Annotated in this window: 19 protein-coding genes; 14 read left to right on the top strand and 5 right to left on the bottom strand. The window is 61.9% G+C overall.

The annotated features are described in order from the left end of the window. Nucleotides 1-46 precede the first annotated feature (46 nt). Nucleotides 47-1,921 (bottom strand): putative bifunctional diguanylate cyclase/phosphodiesterase, encoded by a 1,875-nt coding sequence (locus tag AB4N92_RS17665; protein ID WP_042571717.1) that lies wholly within the window; start codon nt 1,919-1,921, stop codon nt 47-49. Nucleotides 1,922-2,136: 215 nt separating this feature from the next. Between AB4N92_RS17665 and AB4N92_RS17670 the strand changes: the two genes are divergently transcribed. From AB4N92_RS17670 to AB4N92_RS17680, 3 genes are read left to right on the top strand one after another with little or no spacing between them, the layout of a single operon-like run. Beyond that, the gene (locus tag AB4N92_RS17670) at nt 2,137-3,438 is read left to right on the top strand and encodes a response regulator c-di-GMP phosphodiesterase, NosR family (RefSeq protein ID WP_010212802.1); all 1,302 of its coding nucleotides are present in this window, start codon (nt 2,137-2,139) and stop codon (nt 3,436-3,438) included. Between the two features lie 45 nt (nt 3,439-3,483). Further along, a complete protein-coding gene (locus AB4N92_RS17675) occupies nt 3,484-3,891 on the top strand; it encodes an NUDIX hydrolase (protein ID WP_010212801.1) in 408 nt (135 codons plus the stop codon). Beyond that, on the top strand, nt 3,888-4,400 hold the full coding sequence (locus AB4N92_RS17680; protein WP_236266910.1) for a GNAT family N-acetyltransferase: 513 nt from the start codon (nt 3,888-3,890) through the stop codon (nt 4,398-4,400). The genes AB4N92_RS17675 and AB4N92_RS17680 overlap by 4 nt, the downstream gene beginning before the upstream one ends. Here the strand turns inward: AB4N92_RS17680 and metR are convergent. Both metR and AB4N92_RS17690 read right to left on the bottom strand, forming a co-directional pair. Further along, nucleotides 4,397-5,314, bottom strand: coding sequence for a transcriptional regulator MetR (gene metR / locus AB4N92_RS17685; RefSeq protein ID WP_021492540.1), 918 nt, complete (start codon nt 5,312-5,314; stop codon nt 4,397-4,399). The two genes, AB4N92_RS17680 and metR, sit on opposite strands and share 4 nt — an antisense overlap. Before the next feature lie 209 nt (nt 5,315-5,523). Beyond that, nucleotides 5,524-11,175: a dermonecrotic toxin domain-containing protein gene (locus tag AB4N92_RS17690; protein WP_236266911.1), complete on the bottom strand. Its 5,652-nt coding sequence runs from the start codon at nt 11,173-11,175 to the stop codon at nt 5,524-5,526. Between the two features lie 206 nt (nt 11,176-11,381). Between AB4N92_RS17690 and AB4N92_RS17695 the strand changes: the two genes are divergently transcribed. From AB4N92_RS17695 to AB4N92_RS17715, 5 genes are all read left to right on the top strand, one after another. Further along, nucleotides 11,382-12,401, top strand: coding sequence for an alpha/beta fold hydrolase (locus AB4N92_RS17695; protein WP_010212792.1), 1,020 nt, complete (start codon nt 11,382-11,384; stop codon nt 12,399-12,401). 55 nt (nt 12,402-12,456) lie between these two features. Continuing rightward, a complete protein-coding gene (locus tag AB4N92_RS17700; protein WP_010212791.1) occupies nt 12,457-13,110 on the top strand; it encodes a DsbA family oxidoreductase in 654 nt (217 codons plus the stop codon). An 82-nt stretch (nt 13,111-13,192) separates the two neighbouring features. Further along, a complete protein-coding gene (locus AB4N92_RS17705) occupies nt 13,193-14,113 on the top strand; it encodes an arginase family protein (protein ID WP_010212790.1) in 921 nt (306 codons plus the stop codon). Beyond that, a complete protein-coding gene (locus AB4N92_RS17710; protein ID WP_010212789.1) occupies nt 14,110-14,490 on the top strand; it encodes a DMT family transporter in 381 nt (126 codons plus the stop codon). The genes AB4N92_RS17705 and AB4N92_RS17710 overlap by 4 nt, the downstream gene beginning before the upstream one ends. Then, complete coding sequence (locus tag AB4N92_RS17715; RefSeq protein WP_198831895.1) at nt 14,487-14,891, top strand: DMT family transporter; 405 nt, start codon at nt 14,487-14,489, stop codon at nt 14,889-14,891. Before AB4N92_RS17710 ends, AB4N92_RS17715 begins: the two co-directional genes overlap by 4 nt. Before the next feature lie 80 nt (nt 14,892-14,971). Here AB4N92_RS17715 and AB4N92_RS17720 read toward each other — a convergent pair whose 3' ends face one another. Together AB4N92_RS17720 and AB4N92_RS17725 are read right to left on the bottom strand one after the other, a co-directional pair. Further along, nucleotides 14,972-15,844, bottom strand: a complete 873-nt coding sequence (locus AB4N92_RS17720; protein WP_010212787.1) for a fatty acid desaturase — start codon at nt 15,842-15,844, stop codon at nt 14,972-14,974. A 55-nt stretch (nt 15,845-15,899) separates the two neighbouring features. Continuing rightward, nucleotides 15,900-16,670, bottom strand: coding sequence for a MipA/OmpV family protein (locus AB4N92_RS17725; protein ID WP_010212785.1), 771 nt, complete (start codon nt 16,668-16,670; stop codon nt 15,900-15,902). Nucleotides 16,671-16,898: 228 nt separating this feature from the next. Between AB4N92_RS17725 and AB4N92_RS17730 the strand changes: the two genes are divergently transcribed. The 6 genes from AB4N92_RS17730 to AB4N92_RS17755 are packed head-to-tail and all read left to right on the top strand — an operon-like array spanning nt 16,899 to nt 24,246. After that, entirely contained in the window at nt 16,899-17,600 is a 702-nt protein-coding gene (locus AB4N92_RS17730) for an MtnX-like HAD-IB family phosphatase (RefSeq protein ID WP_010212783.1), read from the top strand. After that, a complete protein-coding gene (locus tag AB4N92_RS17735) occupies nt 17,593-18,987 on the top strand; it encodes an aspartate aminotransferase family protein (RefSeq protein ID WP_021492534.1) in 1,395 nt (464 codons plus the stop codon). Before AB4N92_RS17730 ends, AB4N92_RS17735 begins: the two co-directional genes overlap by 8 nt. After that, nucleotides 18,984-19,934, top strand: coding sequence for an alpha/beta hydrolase (locus AB4N92_RS17740; RefSeq protein ID WP_236266912.1), 951 nt, complete (start codon nt 18,984-18,986; stop codon nt 19,932-19,934). Before AB4N92_RS17735 ends, AB4N92_RS17740 begins: the two co-directional genes overlap by 4 nt. 31 nt (nt 19,935-19,965) lie before the next feature. Next, nucleotides 19,966-21,090 carry a GNAT family N-acetyltransferase gene (locus tag AB4N92_RS17745; protein WP_010212776.1) on the top strand — a complete coding sequence of 375 codons (1,125 nt, stop codon included), beginning with the start codon at nt 19,966-19,968 and terminating at the stop codon, nt 21,088-21,090. Beyond that, nucleotides 21,090-22,859, top strand: coding sequence for a sensor histidine kinase (locus AB4N92_RS17750; RefSeq protein WP_010212774.1), 1,770 nt, complete (start codon nt 21,090-21,092; stop codon nt 22,857-22,859). Before AB4N92_RS17745 ends, AB4N92_RS17750 begins: the two co-directional genes overlap by 1 nt. Then, nucleotides 22,849-24,246 (top strand): sigma-54-dependent transcriptional regulator, encoded by a 1,398-nt coding sequence (locus AB4N92_RS17755; protein WP_010212772.1) that lies wholly within the window; start codon nt 22,849-22,851, stop codon nt 24,244-24,246. The genes AB4N92_RS17750 and AB4N92_RS17755 overlap by 11 nt, the downstream gene beginning before the upstream one ends. Nucleotides 24,247-24,278: the final 32 nt, after the last annotated feature.

The following is a 24,278-nucleotide window of genomic DNA, read 5'->3' on the forward strand; positions in this document are numbered from 1 at the left end:
GTAACGTGAGACTTTGCTCAAGCGAGCACTCCTTGCAGGCACGCGGCTATTGGGCAGGCATCAGTGTGGCGCTGCCCACTTGCAGCAACCGGGCGAAATCCTTCGGCGGCACCGCCTTGCTGAACAAAAAGCCCTGACCCTCTTCACACTGCTGGCTTTTCAGGAAATTCAGCTGTTCGACGGTCTCCACCCCCTCGGCGATGATGTTCAACTCCAGGCTCTTGCCCATGCCGATGATAGCGCTTATCAGCTGGGCATCCTGGTTATTCTCGTTCAGCCCACGCACGAACGACTGGTCGATTTTCAACACATCGATGGGAAAGCGTCGCAGGTAACTCAGGCTCGAGTAGCCCGTGCCGAAGTCATCCAGCGCCAGGCGCACGCCCATGGCCTTGATTGTTTGCAGGATCTGCACCGTGTCGTCGACATTCTGCATCAGTACGTTTTCGGTGATTTCCAGCTCCAGCCAGGCGGGCGGCAGGCCGGTCTGCTTGAGGATCGCGGCCAGGTTGTCGACGAAGTCATGCTGGCGAAAGTCGATGGCCGATACATTCACCGCCATGTACAGCGGTGGCAGGCCCATGCCGCGCCAGGCCTGCGCCTGTTCGCAGGCCTGGTGCAGCACCCACTGCGTCAAGGGCACGATCAGCCCGCTGTCTTCGGCCACCGGAATGAAATCGCTCGGGCTGACCCACCCCGAGCGCGGCTGAAACCAGCGTATCAGCGCCTCCGCGCCGACGATTCGCCCGGAGTTGAGGTCCAGCTTGGGTTGGTAGTGCAGTACGAATTCATCCAGCTCCAAGGCCAGGCGGATCGCGCTCTCCAGATTTTGCTGGCGCCGGGCGCGCAGGTTCATGTCTTCGGTGTAGAAACTGAAATCGTTGGGGCCGCGTTCCTTGCTGGTATGCATGGCGGTTTCGGCGTGCTTGATCAACTCCACCGTGTTGTAGCTGTCATTGGGGTAGATGCTGATGCCCAGGCTCGCCGTGATGCTCAAGTCATGCCCGGCCACATGGCGTGTGGCACTGATGGCCTTGAGCACTTTGTGCGCGATGTGCTGGGTCTGCTGCGGGTGCTGCACGTCGTGGAGCAGGATCACGAACTCATCGGAGCCGTAGCGAAACACCGAGTCGGAGCTGCGCACTGTTGCTACCAGGCTGTGGCTGACATGTTGGAGCACCTCGTCGCCCACCGGGTAACCCAGGGCATTGTTGATGCGTTTGAAACGATCGAGCCCGATAAATATCACCGCCAGTTGCGTGTCATGCCGCCGACCAAGGGCTATGGCCTGGCTAAGGCGGTCGCCGAGCAGCGTGCTGTTGGGCAGTTCTGTCAGCGCATCGTATTGCAACAGATGCGAGACCTTCAGCAGTTCCTGCACACGTTCTTCGATGGTGCGCTCCAGTGCCACCACTTTCAGGGCGACATCCTGGGCCAGCTGCCATTTCCACGTCAGGGCACTGGCCATCTGGCGGATCTCCAGATGGTCGAAGGGTTTCTTCAGAATCAGCAACTGATCGTTGTATTTCAATCGCGCCTCGATCGCTTCGAACGAATAGTCGGAATACGCGGTGCACAGGGCGATCTGCAGATTGGGGTCGACGTTCCACAGCTGTTCGATGGTTTGCAGGCCGTCCCAGCCGGGCGGCATGCGCATATCGATGAACACCATGGCATACGGAGCGTTGGCGGCCAGGGACCGGGCCACCAGTTCCAGCGCTTCCTGGCCCTGGTAGGCCGAATCCAGCACGAATGCGTGGCGCGGGGTGGCGGTGGTGCCGAACAGGGTTTCCTCAAGACTGTCCAGGGATTTCTCGCCCTGGGCGTTGGCACACAGGATCTTGCGAAAGTCATCATGGATCGACGCGCTGTCATCGACGATCAGAATACGCCGGTTGGCCCGCGCTGAGTCCGGGGTCATGACGCACTCCGCGATTGCAAAAGGCTCGACGGCATAATGATTCCTTCCCTGATTCTGCGGCTGAGCGAAATTGTCTACTGTGACAGCATAGTCGAGTGCCTTGAAATCGAAGGCCAGTTGGCGTCAAATCGACCCCGCGCCGCGGTCGAGGGAAGATGGCTTGGCACGATGGTCAAATGTGGTTCCATTCAGTTCAATGTGAAGGCGCAGCAGGCATGGACGAACAACTTGCGACGAAACCCACGATATTACTGGTCGACGATGAAGAATCGATCCTCAACAGCCTGCGCCGCTTATTGCGCGGGCAGCCCTTCGATGTAGTCCTGGCCGGCAGCGGTGCCCAGGCCCTGGAGATCATGGCCGCCCAACCCATCGACCTGGTGATGAGCGACGCTCGTATGCCCGGTATGGACGGTGCGCAGCTGCTGGCCGAGGTGCATCGGCTGTATCCGGCCACCAGTCGCATTCTGCTCACCGGTTACGCCGACCTGCCGACGATCGTCAAGGCCATCAACGAAGGGCAGATCCACCGCTACATCAGCAAGCCCTGGAATGACGAGGAGCTGCAGCTGGTCTTGCGCCAGACCCTGGAGCACCAGCGCCTGGAGCGCCTGACCCAGGTGCAGAACGATCAGCTCAAGCAACTGAACGCCACCCTGGAAAAACGCGTAGCGGCGCGTACCAGTGAGCTGCAGCAGACCGCCGACATGCTCGACCTGGCCTACGACGAACTCAAGCACAGCTACGTGACCGGTACCGAAGTGTTTTCGCTGTTGGCCAACCTGCGCTTGCCCAAGAACAAGCAGACCAACCGCTCGCTGATCGAATTGGTGCGGGTCTATTGCGCCGCCCAGTCTATCGACGACGCCAGTTCGCGTGACCTGACGATGGCCGCTGCGTTGTACAACATTGGCAAACTGAGCTGGAGCGACAGCATGCTGATCGAACCGGCCGATAAGCTGCACAGCACGGATCGCGAGCGCTACCGCAGCTATCCGACCCAGAGCGAATCGTTGTTGATGACCTTGGAGCCGATGAAAGATGCGGCGCGCATCATTCGTCACCATCAGGAGCGCTGGGATGGCAGCGGTTTTCCCGACCACCTCAAGGGCGATGCGATTCCGTTCGGTTCGCGCCTTTTGAAACTGGCGGTGGACTTCATCGAGTTGCAGAAGGGGCTGATTCTTGAGCGGCAGATGAACAGTGACGAAGCGCTGCTCTATATCCGCAAATATGCCGGGCGCCTCTATGATCCCGAGCTGGTCGAGGATTTCGTTCTGGCCTGCGCCACATTCCTCAGTGATGTGACGCTGGGCGATCCCACCGTCAAGGTCCTGACCACGCGCGAACTGGCCGACGGCATGGTGCTGGCTCGCAACCTCAACGCCGACAACGGCATGTTACTGCTCAATGCCGGCAAGGTGCTGAACCTGCCGCTGGTGGACAAGCTGATTGCGTTTGAGGCGATGGAAGGGGCGAAGTACAACGTATTTATCAAGGCGCCGGACGAGGCGTAAGCCTTGCCGGTTATTTTCACTGACTCAATTCAAGGCTTTTACTGCATGTCCACGACTATCCGCATCGCCGCCGCCCTCCTGATCGGTGGCGACGGCCACACCCTGCTGGTGCGCAAGCGCGGCACCCAGGCCTTCATGCAGCCCGGCGGCAAAATCGACGCAGGCGAGCAACCCGCCGAGGCATTGGCCCGAGAGTTGTTCGAGGAACTGAACCTGCGCATCAACCCCAGCGATGCCGCTTACCTGGGCCACTTCTCGGCCCCGGCGGCCAACGAGCCCGGCTTTACGGTGGAGGCCGAATTGTTCCAGGTCACTATCGACGTGGCGGTGACCCCCGCCGCCGAGATCGAGGAAGTGCGCTGGATCGACCCGGCCGGTGACGGTGGCCTGCAATTGGCCCCGCTGACGCGCGATCTGATCCTGCCGTTTTACCGCGCCTCGCTGACGGCATGATCATTCGCACGCTGGGGGCCAGCGACGCCGAGGCTTATCGGGCGTTGATGCTTGAGGCCTATGGCGCCTATCCCCAGGCATTCACCTCCAGCGTGGCGGAGCGTGCGGCGATGCCGCTGAGCTGGTGGGAAAAACGCTTGAGTAGCCCCTTGGATTGCTTGCTCGGCGTTTTTGTCGGTGACGAACTGGCCGGCATTGTCGGCCTGGCGTATGAGCCGCGAGAGAAAGCGCGGCACAAGGTGACGCTGTTCGGCATGTACGTGAACGAGGCCCATCAGCAACAGGGCCTGGGTCGTCAGTTGGTCGAGGCCGCACTGGACGAAGCACGCAAACAGCCGCGCCTCAAAGTGATCCAGCTTACGGTCACCGCCGGCAATGACGCGGCCTTTGCCCTGTATCAACGCTGCGGCTTCGTCCAATACGGCCTGGAGCCGCTGGCAGTGCGGGTCGGGGTCGATTATTTCGACAAGATCCACATGTGGCGCGAATTGCCGGGCTCCTGCAATTAGCGCACCGCGCTGACCCCATCCAGGGTGGAAAACGACGTGTCCTTGGCCGTCAGCAAGAAATCGCGCATGTACGGTGCATCCAGCATGTCTGCACGAATCCCCGCATATAGCGTCGCAAACAACCCTTTCTCGCCCAACCGCTTGGCCTTCACATAGCCGCGCGCGCTGTACTCATGCAGCGCCCAATGGGGCATGCCGCACACACCACGGCCGCTGGCCACCAGTTGCATCATCATCACCGACAGCTCCGATGTACGCACCTGGGCCGGTTCCACATCGGCAGGCTCGAGGAAGCGGGTGAAGATGTCCAGGCGGTCGCGTTCCACCGGGTAGGTGATCAGTGTTTCGGTCAACAAGTCTTCCGGCACGATGTACGCCTTATTCGCCAGCGCATGCTGGTTGGCGACCGCGAGCATGGCTTCGTAGGTGAACAGCGGCACATAGGTGATGCCCGGCAACTCCAGCGGGTCGGAGGTCACCACCAGGTCCAGGTCGCCTCGGGCCAGAGCTGGCAGCGGGGCAAAAGCGAAGCCGGAGGCCAGGTCCAGTTCGACTTCCGGCCAGGCGTCGCGGAACTGATCGATGGTCGGCATCAGCCACTGGAAGCAACTGTGGCATTCGATGGCCATGTGCAAACGCCCGGCGGTCCCACCGACCAGGCGCGCAATATCACGCTCTGCGCCGCGCAGCAGCGGCAGCGTTGCGTCGGCCAGTTGCAGCAGGCGCAGGCCGGCGCTGGTGAAACGCAGCGGCTTGGTCTTGCGCACGAACAGCGGCACCCCCAGGCGCTCTTCCAGCTCTTTGAACTGGTGGGACAGGGCGGACTGCGTCAAATGCAGGCGTTCGGCGGCTTCGACCAGGCTGTCGGCCTCGCGCAGGGCGTGCAGGGTTTTCAGGTGACGGATTTCCAGCACCGTGGCCTCCATGAGAAATATTGATGATTAATACGAATGGAGTGAGTTTGTCTCATGTTGTGTGCGTTGTCGACATGCAGGCCTGGGCGGGATGTACCCGGCCAAAGGTTCGCCGCGCAATCTCTACACGGCAGCGAACTGAAGATCCCGCCGCAGCGCACCAAGACCCCGAAAGTCCTGGTGGCCGAGACAGCCGCGGGCCTGCGCGGCTAGAGGGCAACCCACAGCGGCCGGATATGCGACAACGCGGCGGACTGCTTGCCGATGTCCGAGAATGGCAGTGACGGGTCGTCGGCATGGGTCAAGTAGCGATGCTCCGGCAGTTTCAAGTGGGCCTTTTCGAACTCATCGAAGGTAGCCGTGCGGCGGTTGTAATGAAAGTGCGCGTACCACAAGGGACGCGGTGGGGTGGCGGTCAGGTCCCAGACTTCATATTCCTGCATGAAGTCGCGGTGCCCGTTCGCACGCCTCGCCAGCTCGGTCATCGACGCGGTTCGACGCACCTCGACCACGTGATGCCTGGCCAGATCATCAAGCATGCCGTCGGTGGGTTGGCGGCTGGCCAATGATTGGCGGGTGCGCAGGGTGCGGCCCGCGGCGGTCAGCTCGGTGGCGGTCGTGCGCAATGGCTGGATGCTCGGCTCCTCGGGGTCAAGGCGTGCGATGCGGTTCGAGCGCAGGGTGAGTTCGGCGGCTTCGCTGACCAGCATGTGTTCAAGGTCCACCGGCAACATGCCTTGGCGGGCGTAGGCTTCGACTTTAGCCTGGTACACCGGCACGGCGCGCAGGCGGCTCTGGGCTTCGTTCACCATCACCGACTTCACGTTCGCCTCGGGTGGGAGCGCCACCGGTGGTGCCGATTGGCGTTGAGCCCGACCGTTTGGGCGTTGCTCCCAGGTCTCGGTGTGGCCGCTGAGGTTGTCGATGGTGTAGCGCGTGGTGTTGGTGCGTGGGTCGGTGCTTTTTATGCCGATCAGCATCCGGTTGTCATCGGTTTCAAACACTGTTCCTCGTGGTTCGTCGGGCCGCGGGCGATGCAGGCGAGCGGGCGTGCCGATGCGCTGACGGGCCAGTTGAGTCATGCGCTCGAGGTTGTTCAGCAAGGCGCTCAGGTTATCCAGGTCAAAATGTTGCGGGTAGCCTGCGCTCAAGGTTTTAACGCTGAGGCTGAAGCGCGCGTAGGCATCGATACATTCATTGAGTATTCGCGTGCGCTGGCTGACCGTGGTGGGCGTATTTGTCAGTGCAAAATGCGTGTTCAGGGCCAGGTGGGCGTCGAGATAGACGCGATTGACCTCACTTTGCAAGTACAACCAGGAAGGATCGGTGACGTGATCGTAGCGGTTGAACGTGTCGATGCTGTGGACGGTGCGCAGGTGCGTGCGAAAGCCTTCATCGTACAGTTCGTTCCAGCGCGCCGCGTCGTCGCGAGCCTCGCCCACCATCGTGCGCGTGTTGTGAAGATCCGCGTCGATCTGTTGCGCGGTCCTGCGCGTACTTCTGCCGTGCAGGCGTATATCGGCTTCCTGCGCCATTAGGTTGATATTGGCGCTCCATTCGTTCATGACCAGGAAGAGGCGGTCGATCCGGTCGAGTGCCTGCACGATGTTCTGGCTGAGACCTTTGCGGGTTTGCAGAAACTGCAAAATGGCGGCCGGGCGCGTCGGCGGCACTTGGAGGTCGCCGAATTGCCCGGTCAACCCCTGCAGCGCGGCCGCGGCGACTTTCAAGCGCTCCACGGCTCTGCTGGTGACAATCAGGGCGGCGCGGCTCTGCATGCCTTTGAGGGCCAGGTGCTCTCTGTTGGGGGTGAAGGCGATCACGTCCTGAACGGCGTTGGCCTGCTCAATCGCCAGCTCGATGTCTTTGGCGTAGGCCTCATCCAGGGTCGGTTGCAAGGTTTTGCGGGTGGCGATGTCGCTTTGGTTGGACAGGTGTTGCAGGTTGCTGGTCGCGGCCAGTTGAGCATCGAGCCGACTGCTCAGCGTATTGATCGCATCGTTGAGCGCCAGTTGGCGGCGCAGCACATGATCGGTCCACCAGATCGGCAGCCGTTGTCGAATCGCCATCGGCCAGAGCGGTTCGAGGGTGTCCGCCAGGTGCCCGAGCACGCCGCCGCCGCCCGCCAGGCCGACCGGTTGCGCGGTGCCGTAGACGCCGAAGTGGGTGTCCCATTGGCCGGCTTCATCCAGGGCAATCGGCTGTTTGTAGGTCTTCAGCGTGTTGCCACTCAAGCGCCAATGCCCGCTCTGCAGTTCGACCTGATAGACGCTGCCCTGCCGCACAATGAAGTCGCCGTCGGTATGGCGGTAGACGTTGCGATAAACACCGTGGCTCGCCGGGGTCAGATGGGCCAGGGCGATCTCCTTGCCATATTCATACCCGCTGAAGCGCTCGGCGATGCGGCGCGCCTTGCGGCTCATGGGCGGTTGCAGGTAACGGCCACCCTTGAAGGCATTGCGCAACTGGCGCCCAAACGTGCGCGTGCGCGCTGCATTGGGTGTGATCAGCACCCCGCCGGCCACATCGATGCCGGCGTCGATCAATGATTGCAGGACTTGGGTGATGGCGTGCATGCCTTGCACATGATCACCGCGGCGAAACGCAGCCACCGCGTCATTGGCGCTGACCCAGCCATCGTAAAGGCCGATCACGCTGCCCACCACGGGGACCACGCCGAGTGCCATCTTGATATAGCTGAAGGCCTGCACGCCTTTGATGGCATAGCGTTCCAGGTACAGATCGCTGTTGGAACGGGCACTGGCGCGGTGGGCCTCCTTGACGCGGCCCATTTGCGCGTTGAGCAGATGGCTGGCCAGCGACGTGGTGACGGGCCAGGCGGTGCCGACGCCGATCAGCGCGTCGAAATGCCGGAGTACCGCTTGATTGATCCGGCTGACGTGGTTGGCCATGTTACCGAGCAAGGCGCGGCCAGCCAGGTAGTTGACCATCGCGGTGTTCAGGCACAGGCGGAACAGCGCCAGTCGCGCCGCCTCAAGGCTGTTGTAACTGCGCAGGGCCTGGCCGTCCGGGCTCTCGGGCAGATAGAGCAGGGTGCTCCCGGAATTTTTCTGACGGATGAAGGTGACCCCGGACAAGGTGCTTGAGCCGTCCTGGGTGTCTGGGCCGCCGACGCTGAGGTGAGCGGGAAGCAGCTCAATGTCATTGCCATCGGCGCGCCAGGCTTGAGCGGTGCTGGCATTCACGGCGATGTTGAAGGTGTTCAGTTCGGTGGCGGTGATGTGCTTTTGCAGGAACGCCAGGCGCCCCTGAAGGGTGAGCAGCAGGCGATGAGGTTCGAGCAGGCATTCGAGGCGATACTCACGGCTGAAGTCCGCTTCGCGATCCGAGCCTTGGTAAGCCTCGACGATCAGGTCTTCATACGCTTGGGCCAGGTCCAGTTCCGGCACCAGCCGGCGCAGGTAGTTGGCGCTGAGCCCGGCGGTGAGGGCCTGGCCTTCGGTGGCGTCCTGGGTGCTGACCTCGACCTTCATGAACGTCAAGCGTTCGGAGGTCGGCGTATCGATGTTGCTCAGCGCCAGCTCATCCAGGCTCATTTTGACCCGCGTGGCGCTGGGCACCGGTACGGTCTTGGTCGGGGTGCCGGGCGCGCCGGGGGCTTCGACGAAATGCTGTGAATACGTGACCGATTCCGGGACGTCGAGTTGAACGTGGAACGGTTGTTTGAGCGAGAAGTCCCGGGACAGCCGTGCGTGCAGGCGTTTTTTGCAAAAGCTACTGATCAGCGGCAGCTTCAGGTTCAAGGCCTCGTCGGCGCGCTCGAACGCGAGGATGTAGCGTTCCAGCAGGGCCTTGAGTTCGACCCTGTCGGCAGCCGACACCTGGCCGAGCCAGGCCGGCAGTTGTGCGGCCAGGGCGCCGCTCTGGTTCTGTTCCAGAAGCTGCGCATAGGCCAGTTCGCGCACGCTGTGGGTCGATACGCCCAGTTCCTCGATCGCTTGCACGCGCAGGGGTTCCAGTTCCCGGGCTTGGCGCTCGGTGTCGTCCGGGGCACGCTGAAGCATCGCTTCGATCTGGGTGACCCACCCATCGAGTTGCACGGTGAGGCTGTATTCGAGCGGGGTCTGATTGAGCAGGGCCAGTTCCAGCGACGCAGCGTCCGACGGCGTTACGCCAAGCCACTGTTCAAGCGCCTGCAGCGAGGCGAAATGCTGCAGCCCGCCCTGGCTGCCCGGCCAGTACAGCAACAGGTCCTGAGGTGTTGAAGCATCGAGCAGCGCCGCTTCCAGGGTGATCAGCAGCACGCCGTCCAGCTCTTTGCGCTGGATGTTGACCGCGCCGTTGCTGCGCTCGCTGATCGACAGGGTCAAGGTTGCCACCGACACCTTGAGTTCGGGGTCTGGCGCGTTGAGCGGGTCAAGCGCGGCCAGAAGCATGTCGTGCCCGGCCTGGCTGATCTGGTTGAGTTGACGCTGCAGGCCGGCCTCGGCAAGCAGCCCGTTCAGGCGTGCCTGGAGCAAGGTGTGGTAATCGGGGTTCGCTTGCTGGGACAGCTCCAGCAGTTGGTGCTGGGATTGACCCCACAGCGCGGTGGCGGCTTCATGGGCCTGCTGTTGCGCCTCGTGCAAGCGGTTGAGTTGGCTGCGTAATGTGGCCAGTTGCTCATCGTTCGGCGGCGGCAGCAGGGCGGACGCGTGCTCGGCACCGAAGAGCGGCTGCTGTTGCCGTGACAGTGCGTGGCGGCGCTGGGCCAGGGGCAGGTCGGCGGTCAGTCCGGCGAAGAGCATGGGGGGAGTGTCGCGGGCGACATCGCTCTCAACGGCAGTCAGTTCGGCAGCGCGCGGCAAGGCGAAAAAACCCTGGCTGTGCTGGTGCCGGTCAACCTGATCGGCCGCATCCAGCGCTCTGTGACCATGCTCGGCGAGGTCTCTGCCGTGGGGGTAGGCCAAGCTCGCCTGTTTTTCTCTGAGGCGATGTTCCAGCAGATGCGTCACGCCGGCTTGCAAGGGGTCGTTGACCTCGCGGTAGTCGATCTGGTTGTCTCGGGTGATTGCCGTCACACCGGGGAACAGCGTGGGGTGATCGAGCAACCATTGCTCCATGCTGACGCGGCTGTTGAACAGGTTCAGCGCCGGTTCCTCAGAGGGCAGGTACAACAGCTGGAGGACGATCTCGGCATCCAGGGTGATGACCAGCGCACCGGGTATCTCGGCATCGGCCAAGCCCGTGCGCTTGAGCAGCAGTTGCTCGGTGTAGATCTTCTGACCGTCAAGCTGCAGCGCGCCGCTCGGCGGGTCGAGGACCGTCAGCAACGGTTTCAATTGATCGGCGGTGATCACCCCGCAGGCACAGGCCAACTGAGCGGCCGCCTGGAGGTGGCTGCTGTACTGCGCGACCGCGTGATCACGGCGTGAAACCGACGTGCCGGGCGCGCGCGTGAACCACCAGTAGCGCACCCAGGCGGTTCGCAGGGCCTGTTGCACATTGAGCTGGGTAAAGGGTTTTAGCAGCTCGAACGGTTGCGCCGCGTACTGGGTTTTGCCCACCGGCAGGCCGATGACCCGACAACGTTGCGCGAGCGAGCTGGGGACCGGGATTTGATGAACAAAGGCGCAGGCCTGGGTCAGCGTGACGTGACGCTGTGGCTGGTCGACAGTTGCCGCGAAATGCAGCTGCACGCTGTCGCCGTCCAGGCCCAGTTGCTCTTGGATGAACGCCGTGAGGGCGGCGCGAATGCTGGGGGCGGCGGCGGTGAGCGTGAGCATGTGTTCCCGGCTGGCGTGCCAGCGGGCCGTGGCTTCCAGCAGCAGGCTTTCATTCAACGGGCGAAACGGCGCGGGGGAGAGCGGCAGGAAATCGCGCACGGCCAGGGGGGAGAGCGGGTTGGGTGTATCGGTCATGTGACGGCACTCAAAAAAAGGGGCAGGACGGTGCTTTACCGGTCGGTGCCCTATTTAAAGGTGGGGAACGCGGCGCGCAGGGATAGATAGTTAGTGGGCCGACCGTTGAGCGACATTCATCAAACTGTCACGCAACTGTGGCAGCGCGCTTGAACAAACTTCATCAGACTCGCGCTCTACTGGGGTTCTGCGTTTCGGTGTTTTTCATGCGCGTGTTGTATTTACTGGCCGCTCTGTTGTTCGGCCTGCCGTCCTTTGCGGCTTCTCGATGTGACGTCAATGTCCCGACCCAAACGGTCGACCTGGCTCAGGTGAGCATCGCCTACCAGAGTATCGGCCGTGCGTCCGACCCTGCCTTGCTGCTGGTGATGGGCTTGGGCGGGCAGCTAATCCACTGGCCGGATGAAGTGGTGGTCGCGCTGTGCGAACAGGGGTTCCGAGTGATCCGCTACGACAACCGTGATGTAGGCCTGTCCACTTGGCGCCAGGCGCCGGCCAATGCCAACCTGACCTTTGAAGTGCTGCGCTACAAGCTCGGCCTGCCGGTGGCGGCGCCTTACACGCTGACTGACATGGCCGATGACGCCATCGGCTTGATGGATGCCTTGCAGATCCAGCAATTCCACGTACTGGGCGCAAGCATGGGCGGCATGATCGCCCAGCACCTGGCGGCCATGGCACCGCAACGGGTCGAGAGCCTCACGCTGATCATGACCAGCTCCGGCGCCGAAGGCTTGCCTGCGCCGAATGCGGCGTTGGTGCAACTGCTGTCGCGGCGCAGCGCACCGAATCGTGAAGTGGCTCTGGAGCAGCAGGCCGATCTGCTGGCGGCGCTGGGCAGCCCGAACGTGACGGATGATCGCCAGGCGCTGTTGCACCAGGCGGCGCTGTCCTACGACCGTGCCTTCAACCCGGACGGCGTGAAGCGCCAGATCATGGCAATCCTCGCCGAACCGAGCCGCGTGCCGTTGCTCAATCAGCTGCGTGTGCCGACCCTGGTGGTGCACGGCACCGCCGACCCGCTGTTGCCGGTGATGCACGGCGTGCACCTGGCGGCGCATATCCAGGGCAGCCAGTTGAAATTGATTCCCGGCATGGCCCATCGTTTCCAGGAGGCGTTCAAGGCGCCGCTGCTGACGGCGGTGCTGCCTTACCTGCAAGCCCATCGCGAGGACGCGGCGCACTGGGCGCAGATTGACCGGGGCGAGCCTTCGAAGGTGTTGTGACATTGGTGTATCGTGCAACCTTTGTGGCCCATTCAAGCCAGCGAGGTTGCCTGTCATGAGTACCCCCCTGAAAATCGATTTCGTCAGCGACGTGTCCTGCCCCTGGTGCATCATCGGCCTGCGCGGCCTGACCGAAGCCCTCGACCAGCTTGGCGCCGAGGTGCAGGCCGAGATTCATTTCCAGCCGTTCGAACTGAACCCGAACATGCCCGCCGAGGGGCAGAACATCGTCGAGCACATCACCGAAAAATACGGCTCCACCGCCGAGCAATCCCAGGCCAACCGCGAACGTATCCGCGACATGGGCGCCGGGTTGGGTTTTGCCTTTCGTACCGATGGCCAAAGCCGTATCTACAACACCTTTGATGCACATCGCCTGTTGCATTGGGCCGGGTTGGAAGGCTTGCAGTACAACCTCAAGGAAGCGCTGTTCAAGGCGTACTTCACTGACGGCCAGAACCCGTCCGACCACGCCACCCTGGCGATCATCGCCGAAAGCGTCGGCTTGGATATCCAGCGTGCGGCCGAGATTCTCGCCTCCGATGAATACGCCGCTGAAGTCCGTGAACAAGAGCAGCTGTGGATCTCCCGTGGCGTGAGCTCGGTGCCGACCATCGTGTTCAACGACCAGTACGCCGTCAGCGGTGGGCAGCCGGCGGAAGCTTTTGTGGGAGCGATCCGCCAGATCATCCAAGAGGCCAAAGGCTAAGCGCTGGCCCGTCCCTTGCATTGACCCCCTAAAGCCCGTCCGGTATCCGGATGGGCGCTGCCATTAGGGGTGAAACATTACCTTGAATATTCTTGACCTTGACCACAGCCTCACCGGCCAGGCACCGATTGCCCGGCGTCTGGCCAGTGGCCGTGCCACCCGTATCGACCTGCTGGACCTGGGCCCGAAGCTGCGCCTATGGTCCACCGAGAAAACCTGGAGACGCTTCGCCGAACGCCTGGCCCAACGGCCTCGGCCCACCGATGCGCGACCGGAAATCCTGTTTGTCGGCTCTGGCGACTATCACCACCTCACGCCGGCGTTCCTCGCCGATTTGAAAGAGCCCATCAGCCTGATCCACTTCGACAATCACCCCGACTGGGTGCGCTTTGCGCCCAAGCGTCATTGCGGATCGTGGGTCAACCGCGCGCTGAAGATGCCGGCGATCAAGCGCATCGTCACCCTCGGCCCGTGCAGCGACGACCTGCATAACCCGCAACTGCGCGGTGGCAACCTTGCAGCCCTCAAGCGCGGGCACTTGCAGCTGTTTCCCTGGCAGCATCCGCCGTCGAAAGTCTGGGGCAGGGTAGGGGACGGTGCCGGTCACCAGCAGCAGGAAAATCACCTGTATTGGCGCAACCTGGCCGAGCTGGATTGGGCGGCGTTCCTCGATCAGATGATCACCAGCCTGCCCACCGAAGCCATCTGGATCACCATCGACAAAGACGTACTCGCCAGTGAAGACGCGGCCACCAACTGGGACCAGGGCGGCATGCGCCTGACCCACTTGCTGCAAGCTTTGCGGGCGTTGGCGGCGCGCAAACGCATCATCGGCATTGACGTATGTGGTGAGTTCGCCACGCCCGCCTTCAGCAATGCGTTCAAGCGCTGGGAAGCCAAGTCCGACCAGCCGCCGCCCGAGCGTTGGAGCGCCGAAGATCTGCAGCGCAACGCCGCCACCAATGAAGCCCTGATCGACCTGTTTGAGGAGTTGTTCCCGTGACGTTGACCGTGGTGTTGCTGGTGGCGTTTTCCATCGTGCTCGATGTGATCGGCCAGCTGTGTTTCAAGATCGGCCTGGACCGTTTGCCCGAGTTGGACGGCGGTTTCCGCCTGAATGCCTTCTGGGGCCAGGTGTTCAATGCGCCGCTGCTGTGGGCCGGGATCGGCGCGTATGCCATCGAGTTCTTCGTGTGGCTTGAAGCCTTGTCCCGTGCGCCGTTGAGCCTGTTGTTCCCGGCGGCGGCGCTGGCCTATTGCGGGGTGGTGTTGGCGGGCAAGGTGGTGCTGGGGGAAACCGTCAGTCGCCGTCGTTGGTTGGGCACGCTGGTGATCACCCTGGGTGTGATGTTGGTAGCGATTGCAGGGAGTCAGGCATGAGTACGCAGACGATGAACAACGGGTGGCTACACGGGCGTTTCGGCACGGTGGTGCTGTGGGCCTTGCTGATTTGCACCGAGAGCGCCGGCCAGTTGTTTACCAAAGTGGCCGGGGACCAACTGGGGCAAATGGATCTAAGCTGGCAATGGCTGGCTGACGTGGCGCACAACCCCGGGATCGTGGCGGCTATTGCTAGCTACATCGGCGCGTTTTTCGTGTGGATGCTGATCCTGCGGCGCAGCAGTCTGTCCCTGGCGTTTCCGCTGAGTTCGCTGGTGTTTGTGGTGGTGCTGCTGGGTTCGTGGCTGGGGCTGGGGGAACATATCAGCCCGCTGCACTGGGTGGGCGTCGCGGTGATTATCGGGGGTATTGCCCTGTTGGCCGAAGGCGAAGAAAACTGATCACGCTGGCCTGGGCTGATCGTTGTGGTGAGCGAGCTTATCTCGCGCGGGGCAAGCCCGCTCACCGCAAGAGCTGGGGTTCAGCCCTGGCGTTTGCGGTGCGCCACCAGGAAGCCCAGACCGTGTGATACCGAAATCTGCTTCACCCCCGCCTCACGCTGCTGCTCGGCAATCTCCCGATGAAACGCCTTCACCTTGGTCCAGTGCATCTTCGGCCGGTAGTGGTGCTCGGCGTGGTAGCCGTTGTTCATCCAGATCAGGTTGTACAGCACGCTATAGGAACTCACGCCCCAGGCGATCGGCAGGTCCGGGTTGCCGCCGAAGTGCTCGTAGTAGCCATTGAGTGATGACAGGCACTGGCCCAGGTACCAGAACGGCAACAGCCACAGCACCGCCTGCCAGTTGTAGAGCGCCAGGGCGATATAGAACGCCACAGTCACTGCGATCTCAACCTTGACCCAGCGCGCATCCGCCGGGCGCTTGCGCTTCATCTCGTCATAGAACGGCTTGGGATCGTCGCGAAAAAAACTCAGGAAGGTATAGGCCCACGGGTTTTCCGGCTGACCCTGCTTCCCGCGCTGGTAGATCGACAGCGGGTCGATGGTTTTGCCATCTGGGCCCGGCAGGTCGGCGTTGCCACGGTGATGGCGGTTGTGGATATCGCGGTAGAGCGTCTGGGAAAAACCGATGGTCACCGACAGCAGCAGGTCGAAGGCGCGGTTCATTGCGCGATGGCTGAAGTAGGCATTGTGGATCTGGTTGTGGGAGATGCTGTTGATGCTCCACGACATGCTGATCGCGTAGACCAGTGCCAGGGGCACCAGGGCCCACCAGCTCAGGCTATGGAAGGCGGCAACCAGCCAGACGACAAAGGCAAAATGCCCCAGGCCCAGGGCGATGGGCACCAGGTCCCAGAGCGAGTGATGCAGCAAACGGTAAGCAGGGCGAGCCATGAAGAGTGTCCTGGAAAAATGGATTCCAGGACCTCATTGCAAACCCCAGACCAACCTAATCGAACTTATAGCTGATGGCCGTCTGCACCTGGCCCTGGTTAACGTCGCCAGTCTGCCGGACGATGCTGCTGTCCGCCGCCGAACCCACCAGATGCACCCAGCTCGCGCTGGTCAGTAACGACCATTTGGCAGCCAGGGGAAACTCGAAACTCTGGGTCAGCGTCACGTTCTGGAAGCCGCCGCTGGCGTTGTACGGCCGAAAGCCCGACGCGGCTGCCTCGTTGTCATCCACGCCGAAAAAGGTCTGGGTTTGGCGGGCATCGGCGAAGTGCGCCACCAGCCCGCTGCTGCCGATGATCCCGTTGCCCAGCGGGTAGCCCAGTTCGCCGCCGACCTTGCCCAGCGTGCCGCTCTGCGCGTGGCCGCCGCCGACGGCCTGGCCCAGCTGTGCATACACCCGCCAGAAATCAGCCGGTGCGTATTGGACAAAACCGCCCACCTCGGCCATGTCCGACACATTACGCAACCCCTGCAGCGAGCCGTTCGAAGTGCGCCCCTGCAGATAGTTGATATACGGGCCGGCGGTAAAGCCATTGCTGTTCAACGCGCTCCAGGTCAAGCCGTCGTCGGTACTCAGGCTGACATCGCCCCAGTCCAAGTCGAAATAGGGAACGGGGCGCGTTTCGTAGCGGCTGCCGGTAGGGTCATGGGGCTGGTAGCTGACGCCTGCGCCGACTTCGCCGGTGATACCCTCGGCCTGAGCCGCGTTCGAAACGCTCCAGAGGCCCAATAAACCGGCCAGTGCAGCGCAAGTGATCCTCAACATGGTCACTGTTCCTTGATTGATTACGTGCGCATGAACGCGCAAAGCGTCGACCTCGCGCAAGCACTCATCTTGTTTGTAGCAAGCTACAAAAATTGTAGCTTCCACGACACAAATCGCCCTCCATGCCGAGCAAAGCCCCAGCCCCGCTGGGCCTGCGCCAGTTGGCACACTCCCTGCTCTACCCCTTGTTGCAAGCGCACACAGCGCGCTCTTCCAAGGTAAACAACGATGATCCAATGGCATATCGTGTGTGACTTCGACGGGACCATCACCCCCACCGATGTCATCGACAACGTCCTCCAACGCTTCGCCGGCCCCGAGTGGGAAACCATCGAACAGGAATGGCTGGATGGGCATATCGGTTCACGCGAATGCCTGAGCCGCCAACTGGCGCTGATCAAGGCGACCCCCTCCGAACTGCTGGCGTATTTCGACAGCGTCGAGATCGACCCGGACTTCCCGGACTTCGTCGACCACGTGATCGGCCTGGGCGCGTCCATCGAAGTGGTCAGTGATGGCATCGAGCAGGGCATCGCGCGAATCCTGTCGCGCAACTACGTGACCTTGCTGCCGATCCTCGCCAACCGCCTGCGCCAGGTCGATCAGAACAGCTGGCGCATCGACTTCCCGTATTCCAGCGATGCCTGCCGTGCCGCCTCCGGCAACTGCAAGTGCAAGTCCACCCCGCGCCACAAGCGCGTGCTGGTGATCGGCGACGGCAAGTCCGACATGTGCGTGGCCTCCACTGCCGACTTCGTGTTCGCCAAGGGCAGCCTCGCCGACTACTGCGCCGCCAACCACATTCCTCATGCGCGCTTCGACACCTTTGCCGAAGTGACGGCGCTGCTGGCTCAACTGCCACAAAGCCTCGCCGCCAACGCCACCACCTTTACTGCTGCTGACAATCAGGAACTCTTCCACCATGTCTGATATCCGTATCGCTACCGCCGAAGACCAGATCCTTCTGGATAAAGAAGCCAAATATTGCTCCTACGGCGACACCGTCCACTACATCGAACCGCCGCGTATTTTCAGCCGTTGCGAAGGCTCCTACGTGTGGGACACCGAAGACCAGGCCTACCTCGACCTGCAAATGTGGTACTCGGCGGTTAACTTCGGCTACGCCAACCCACGCCTGAACAATGCGCTGAAGCAGCAGATCGACACCCTGCCGCAGATCGCCAGCCAGTACTTGCACAAGGGCAAGATCGAGCTGTCGGAAATGATCGCGGTCGACGCCAAGAAGAAGTTCGGCCTCGACGGTCGCGTGCACTTCAACGTCGGCGGTTCGCAGTCCATCGAAGACTCCCTGAAGGTGGTGCGTAACGCCACCAACGGCAAGAGCCTGATGTTCGCCTTCGAGGGCGGCTACCACGGGCGTACCCTCGGCGCGTCGTCGATTACGTCCAGTTACCGCTACCGTCGTCGCTATGGCCACTTCGGCGAGCGCGCGCAGTTCATCCCATTCCCGTACCACTTCCGTGGCCCTAAAGGCATGACCAAGGAAGAATACGGCAGCCACTGCGTGCAGCAATTCGCCCGTCTGTTCGAGACCGAATACAACGGCGTGTGGGACCCGAAAGTCGGCCAGAGTGAGTACGCTGCGTTCTACGTCGAGCCGATCCAGGGCACCGGTGGTTATGTGATCCCGCCGATGAACTTCTACCGTGAGTTGAAGCACGTGCTGGATCAGCACGGCATCCTGATGGTCTCCGACGAAATCCAGATGGGCTTCTACCGCACCGGCAAACTGTGGTCGATCGAGCACTTCGACGTGCAACCGGACGTGATCGTGTTCGGTAAGGCGCTGACCAACGGCCTCAACCCACTGGGCGGCATCTGGGCCCGTGAAGAGTTGATCAACCCGAAGATCTTCCCGCCAGGTTCGACCCACTCCACCTTCGCCTCCAACCCGTTGGGCACGGCGGTAGGCTTGGAAATGTTCAAGATGACCAACGAAGTCGACTACGGCGCGATGGTCATGGCCAAGGGCAAGTTCTTCCTCGAAGGCCTGCAAGACCTGCAGAAACGCTTCCCGATCATCGGCGACGTCGACGGCCTGGGCCTGGCCCTGCGCTGCGAAATCTGCGGCCCGGATGGCTTCACACCGGACAAGGCGACCCTGGACTACATGGTCGAGGAAGGCATGAAGGGCGACATGGTGGTGGACGGTCAGAAGCTGGGTCTGATCCTCGACGTGGGCGGTTACTACAAAAACGTGATCACCCTGGCACCGTCCCTGGAAATCAGCTACCCGGAAATCGAACTGGGCCTGAAGCTGCTTGAGCAACTGCTGGTGCGGGCGACCAACCGGTGAACACAGTAGAGATCGACCTCGGTGAGGGTGATGCCGGTTTCGTTCTCGGTGATGGTCCGGTCGGGATCCTGTTGATCCACGGCCTGACCGGCACCCCGACGGAGTTGCGCCAGGTCGCCAAGGGCCTGGTCAAGGTGGGCAACTGCACGGTGTACGTGCCCACCCTGGCCGGGCATTGCGGTGACAACAGCGACCTGCAAGCCACCGGCTGGCGAGACTGGTACGAAGGCGTGCGCAAGACCTTCGCGGGCGTGAAGCAGCGCCATGAACAGGTGTTTGTCGGTGGCTTGTCCATGGGCGCGGTGATGTCGATGTATGTGGCCGCCGAGCACCCTGGGCAAGTCGCCGGGCTGCTGATGTATTCCACCACCTTGAAGTACGACGGTTGGAGCATCAACAAGCTGGCATTCCTTACGCCGTTGTTGATGAAAATCCCCTTCGGCGTGCATCTCTGCCGCTTCGAAGAGAAGCCGCCGTACGGCATCAAGAACGAACGCCTGCGCGGCATCGTCGAGCGGCAGATGAAGGAAGGCGAGAGTAGCGAGGCGGGGTTGTTGACCATGGAGGGCATCACCGTGCGCGAATTGCACCGGATGAACGCTGTGGTCAAGAAGCGCATGCCGCAGATCAACGTGCCGGCGCTGGTGTTGCACTCCATCGAGGACGACATCACCAGCCGTTGGAACGCGGACTATGTGGAGCGCCATCTGGGCGGGCCCGTGACCAAGATCCTGTTGGACAACTGCTACCACATGATCACCGTCGACCTGCAATACCGCCGCGTGATCGAGTTGAGTGCCGACTTCGTCGAGCAGCACACGGGCCTCAAACCCATGCAGGTCGAGGTGGGACTTCAGCGAGGCAGCGATGCAGGCGCCTCGGTCTTTCAAATGCACCGAGGTGATGCCATCGCAGCCTCGCCGGGGCTCGACAGCTCCCACGTTTGATCGGCGCTCACCCCAGAAATAAGGGAAACCTGTGATCACCACCCAAGCCTTCCCGACTATTCGGGCCATCCAGCGCAGTGCCTGGAACGACTGTTTTGCGGGTGCCCTGGAGGATTGGGACTATTACGTCGCCGTGGAGAACGCCGCCATCGAAGATTTCCAGTGGCGTTACCTGGCGGTTTACGAAGATGGAACGCTGGCGGCTGTGGCGGCGGCGTTCATCACCCATTATCGCCTCGACACGACGGTGTCGGGCGCCGGCAAGCGCGTGACCGAGCGTGTCGAGCGCTTGTGGCCGGGGCTATTGCAATTGGGGCTGTATGCCCTCGGTTCCCCGGTGGCTGAGCGTTGCGACGTCGGTTTTGCCAGTGGCGTGGCGGATGGGCGCCGACCGCTGTTGCTCAAACACCTGCTGGCAGCCGCGCGCCAGGATGCCGATGACTTTGGTATCGGCCTGGTGGCGGTCAAGGATGCGCCGAGCAAAGACCCGGATTGGGTCGAAAGTTGCCGGGCTGCTGGCTTCCAGAGCATGCCGAGCTTGCCCACGGGGGTATTGCCGCTGCCGTACGGCTCGGTGGACGCTTACTTGGGCTCCTTGGGAAAATCCACGCGCAAGGACCTGCGCCGCAAACTGCGCGCACCGGGGCCACGGGTGGAATGGCGGCGCAATATCGACGACGTGCTGCCGCAGGTCATGCGCCTGTACGAGGCTACGCTGACGCGTGCCGAATTGCAGTTCGAGCGGCTGCCCGCCGGCTACTTCACCGGTGTGCTCGAACGCCTTGATGAGCGCGCGGTCTGTGTTCTTTACTGGGTGGACGAGCAACTGGTGGCGTTCAACCTGATCCTGGTGGACGAACATCGACTGGTGGACAAGTTTTTCGGGCATGACGTTGAGTTCACTCGCGACTACAACCTGTACTTCCGTAGCTGGCTGACCAATGTCGACTACTGTATTCAACACAATATTGCGGTGTATGAGTGCGGCCAGGCCGGGTATGCCAGTAAGCTACGCCTGGGCTGCGAGTTCCAAGGCAACAGCGTGTTTTTCCGCCACCGCAACCGGCTGGTCAACGGCCTGCTCAAGCTTGTAAAACTGTTTATTCGACCGGATCGTTCCGACCCTGCCATGGCTGCTGCGATAAGCGAAACCTGATGATCACCAAGACCCGCCAGAAAGCCCGCCCCTTTGCCATTTCGCGTTGGAGCGTCCAGCGCAAGCTGGTGCTGGCGTTCTGGTTGGTCAGTGTGATTCCCACCATGATCGCCGCCGAACTGGCGGCCACCACGCTGTCGCAGATCTTCGACAGCAACGTGCGCATCTGGCTGCAGGAGTCGACCAAGATCGTCAAGGACGAGATCGGCGATATCCTTCATGACAACGCACGCATGGCTAAATTGTTTTTGCGCTACACCAGCCCGCCTGCGAGCAAGCAAGCGGCCAAACACGACCGGCTGACCGCCGACATTGCCGATGCCACCGATATTGATGTGGTGGCGTTGATTCGCACCAGTGACCAAAAAATCGTGTTCAGCACCGCGGCATCCGACATCGTCAAGCAGATCAGCCTGGCCAAAAATACGGTGTTGCAGACTGTGCAGGTAGGGGGCGCGTCCACCGGCATCGTGGTCTCGACTTTCGAGACCTCCCAGGACGGCGTCGATTACGAGCTGCTGGTCGGGACTTACCTGGACAGCAGTTTCCTCACCAGCGTGGCCGACGTGCATTCCCTCGACCTGCGCCTGTACCTGGCGAACCCGGAAGGTTTCTCTGAGATTTTCTCGACCCAACGTTTTGAGGATCACCCTTCGCGCATCCCCAAGAGCGTCGAAACCGCGATGCGCGCCACCAGGCAGCCCAGCGAGCAGTTCACCAACAACTACAGCGGGTTGTACTGGCCGATCTTCAACGATGCCGGTGACCTGCAAGGTGTGATCTTCAGTGGCTTGCTGCGCCACACCAGCCTGGTGGGGCTGGTAAACCAGAGCAATCTGTTTGTGTTGATCTTCCTGCTCAGCTCGGCCTTGTCGCTGGCTGCCGGGGTATTGGTGTCGCGACGTTTGACCAAGCCGCTGCGGGACCTGTCCCAGGGCGTGAGTGCGGTGATTTCCGGCGACTATGCGCACCGCGTGGTGGTCAGCGGTGGTGATGAACTGGCGCAGTTGAGCAGTACCTTCAACCATATGACCGAGCGCCTGGGTGAGTTGCATCACCTTGAAGCGCAGCTGCGTCGACGTGATCGCCTGCATGCCCTGGGTGAAGTCGCCATGGGCCTGGCCCACGAGATCCGCAACCCGCTGGGCATCATCAAGACGGCAACGCAGTTGCTGCACCGCCGCGCCGATCTGGCGGACACCGACAAGCGCCACCTGGAATACGTGATCAGTGAAGTCAGCCGTATCAACGACCTGATCACCGAATTCCTCGACTTTGCCAAGCCCAACCCGCCGTTGCGCGTATTGCTGCCGGCGCGCCCGTTGGTGGAGGAAATCCTCGGCTTCTGCGCCCCGGAGCTGGCCACGCATACTATCGATGCGCAGATCGACGACCAGGCGCCGGGAGCGACGATCTACGCGGATGCCAAACAGCTCAAGCAGGCGTGCCTCAACCTGATTCTCAACGCCATCGACGCGATGCCCGAAGGCGGGCGCCTGACCCTGGGGATTCGCGCGGACGGCGAGAACACGGTGATCAGCATCGCCGACACCGGCCAGGGTATTCCGGCGGACATGATCGAGCGCATCTTCACGCCTTTCGTTACCACCAAGGCCTCCGGCACCGGCCTGGGCCTGGCTAAAGTCTATTCGATCATGGAAAGTCACGACGGCAGCATCGAATGTGCTAGTGAAAAAGATGCCGGCGCCACCTTCAGCCTGTACATTCCGGCGAGTGGCGAAGACGACGAGGACAGTCATGACGCATAACATTCTGGTAGTCGACGACGAACCCAAGCTCTGCGACTTGCTGGCATCGGCCCTGGGGCAGAACGATGTGCAGGTGTTCATCGCCGGCAACGGCCTGCATGCGCTCAAGGTGCTGGAACAGGAAGACATCGACCTGGTGATCAGCGACTGGCGCATGCCGGGCATGGACGGTCCGGCGCTGCTGGCCGAGATCAAGGTGCGCTACCCCCATGTGCCGGTGATCGTGATGACCGCCTACAGCACGGTGAAGAACGCTGTGCAGTCGATGCGCAACGGCGCCTACGACTACATCGCCAAGCCGTTCGACATCGACGAGCTGGACATCACCGTGGCCAAGGCCCTGCAGTTTCGCGACATCATGCGCGACAACGCACGCCTGCGTGCCGAGCTGGACGAGCACGCGCAATTCGACAGCCTGGTAGGCGACAGCCCGGCGTTTCGCAAAGTGCTGCAAGCCGTGGACTCGGTGCGCGACAGCAGCGCCACCATCCTGCTGACCGGCGAAAGCGGCACCGGCAAGGAAATGGTCGCCCGCGCCATTCACAAACATGGCAGCCGTGCCGACAAACCCTTCGTGGCGGTCAATTGCGCGGCCATCCCGGAAGGGCTGCTGGAAAGCGAAATGTTCGGCCACCGCAAAGGCGCGTTCACCGGTGCCGTGGCTGACCGGGTAGGGCGCTTCCAACAGGCCGACAAAGGCACGCTGTTTCTCGATGAAGTGGGCGACATGCCCCTGGCGTTGCAGGCCAAGATCCTGCGCGCGTTGCAGGAGCGGGTGATCGAACCGGTGGGCGATCCCCGCGAGCGCAAGGTGGATGTGCGAGTGATCGCCGCGACCAACAAGAACCTGCTGGACGCGGTGGCCAACAAGGAATTTCGCGAAGACCTGTACTACCGCCTCAACGTGTTCCCGATTCCCTTGCCGTCATTGCGCGAACGGGTGGAAGACATCGCGCCCCTGGCCCGTCACTTCGCCCAGACCCTCAGCGCCACTGCCGGTAAACGCATCACCGGTTTCAGTGCTGAAGCGTTGCAGGCCATGGCGGCCTACCACTGGCCAGGCAATATCCGTGAACTGCAGAACTGCGTAGAGCGCGCGACCATTGTGGCGGCGTCGCCGGTGATCGAAGACATCGACTTGCCGGGCTACCTGTTTGCGTCCAAACCGAACCAGGGCGACGTGACGGCGATCCTCAGCGACGGGCCGGGCATTCCCCAAGACCTGGATGCGGCACTGGCGGAAGTGGAAAAGGCCTACATACTTGCGGCGTTGCAGGAGAGCAATGGCGTGCAAGCGGCGGCGGCGGCGAAGATCGGGATTTCGGAGCGCAGCTTCTGGTACCGCCTCAAGAAGCTGGGCATTCAGGTCGACAAAATAGTCCGCTGATCTTTCCGGCACACCTCAATTCAAATGTGGTG

The organism is Pseudomonas sp. S3_A09 (assembly GCF_054668065.1).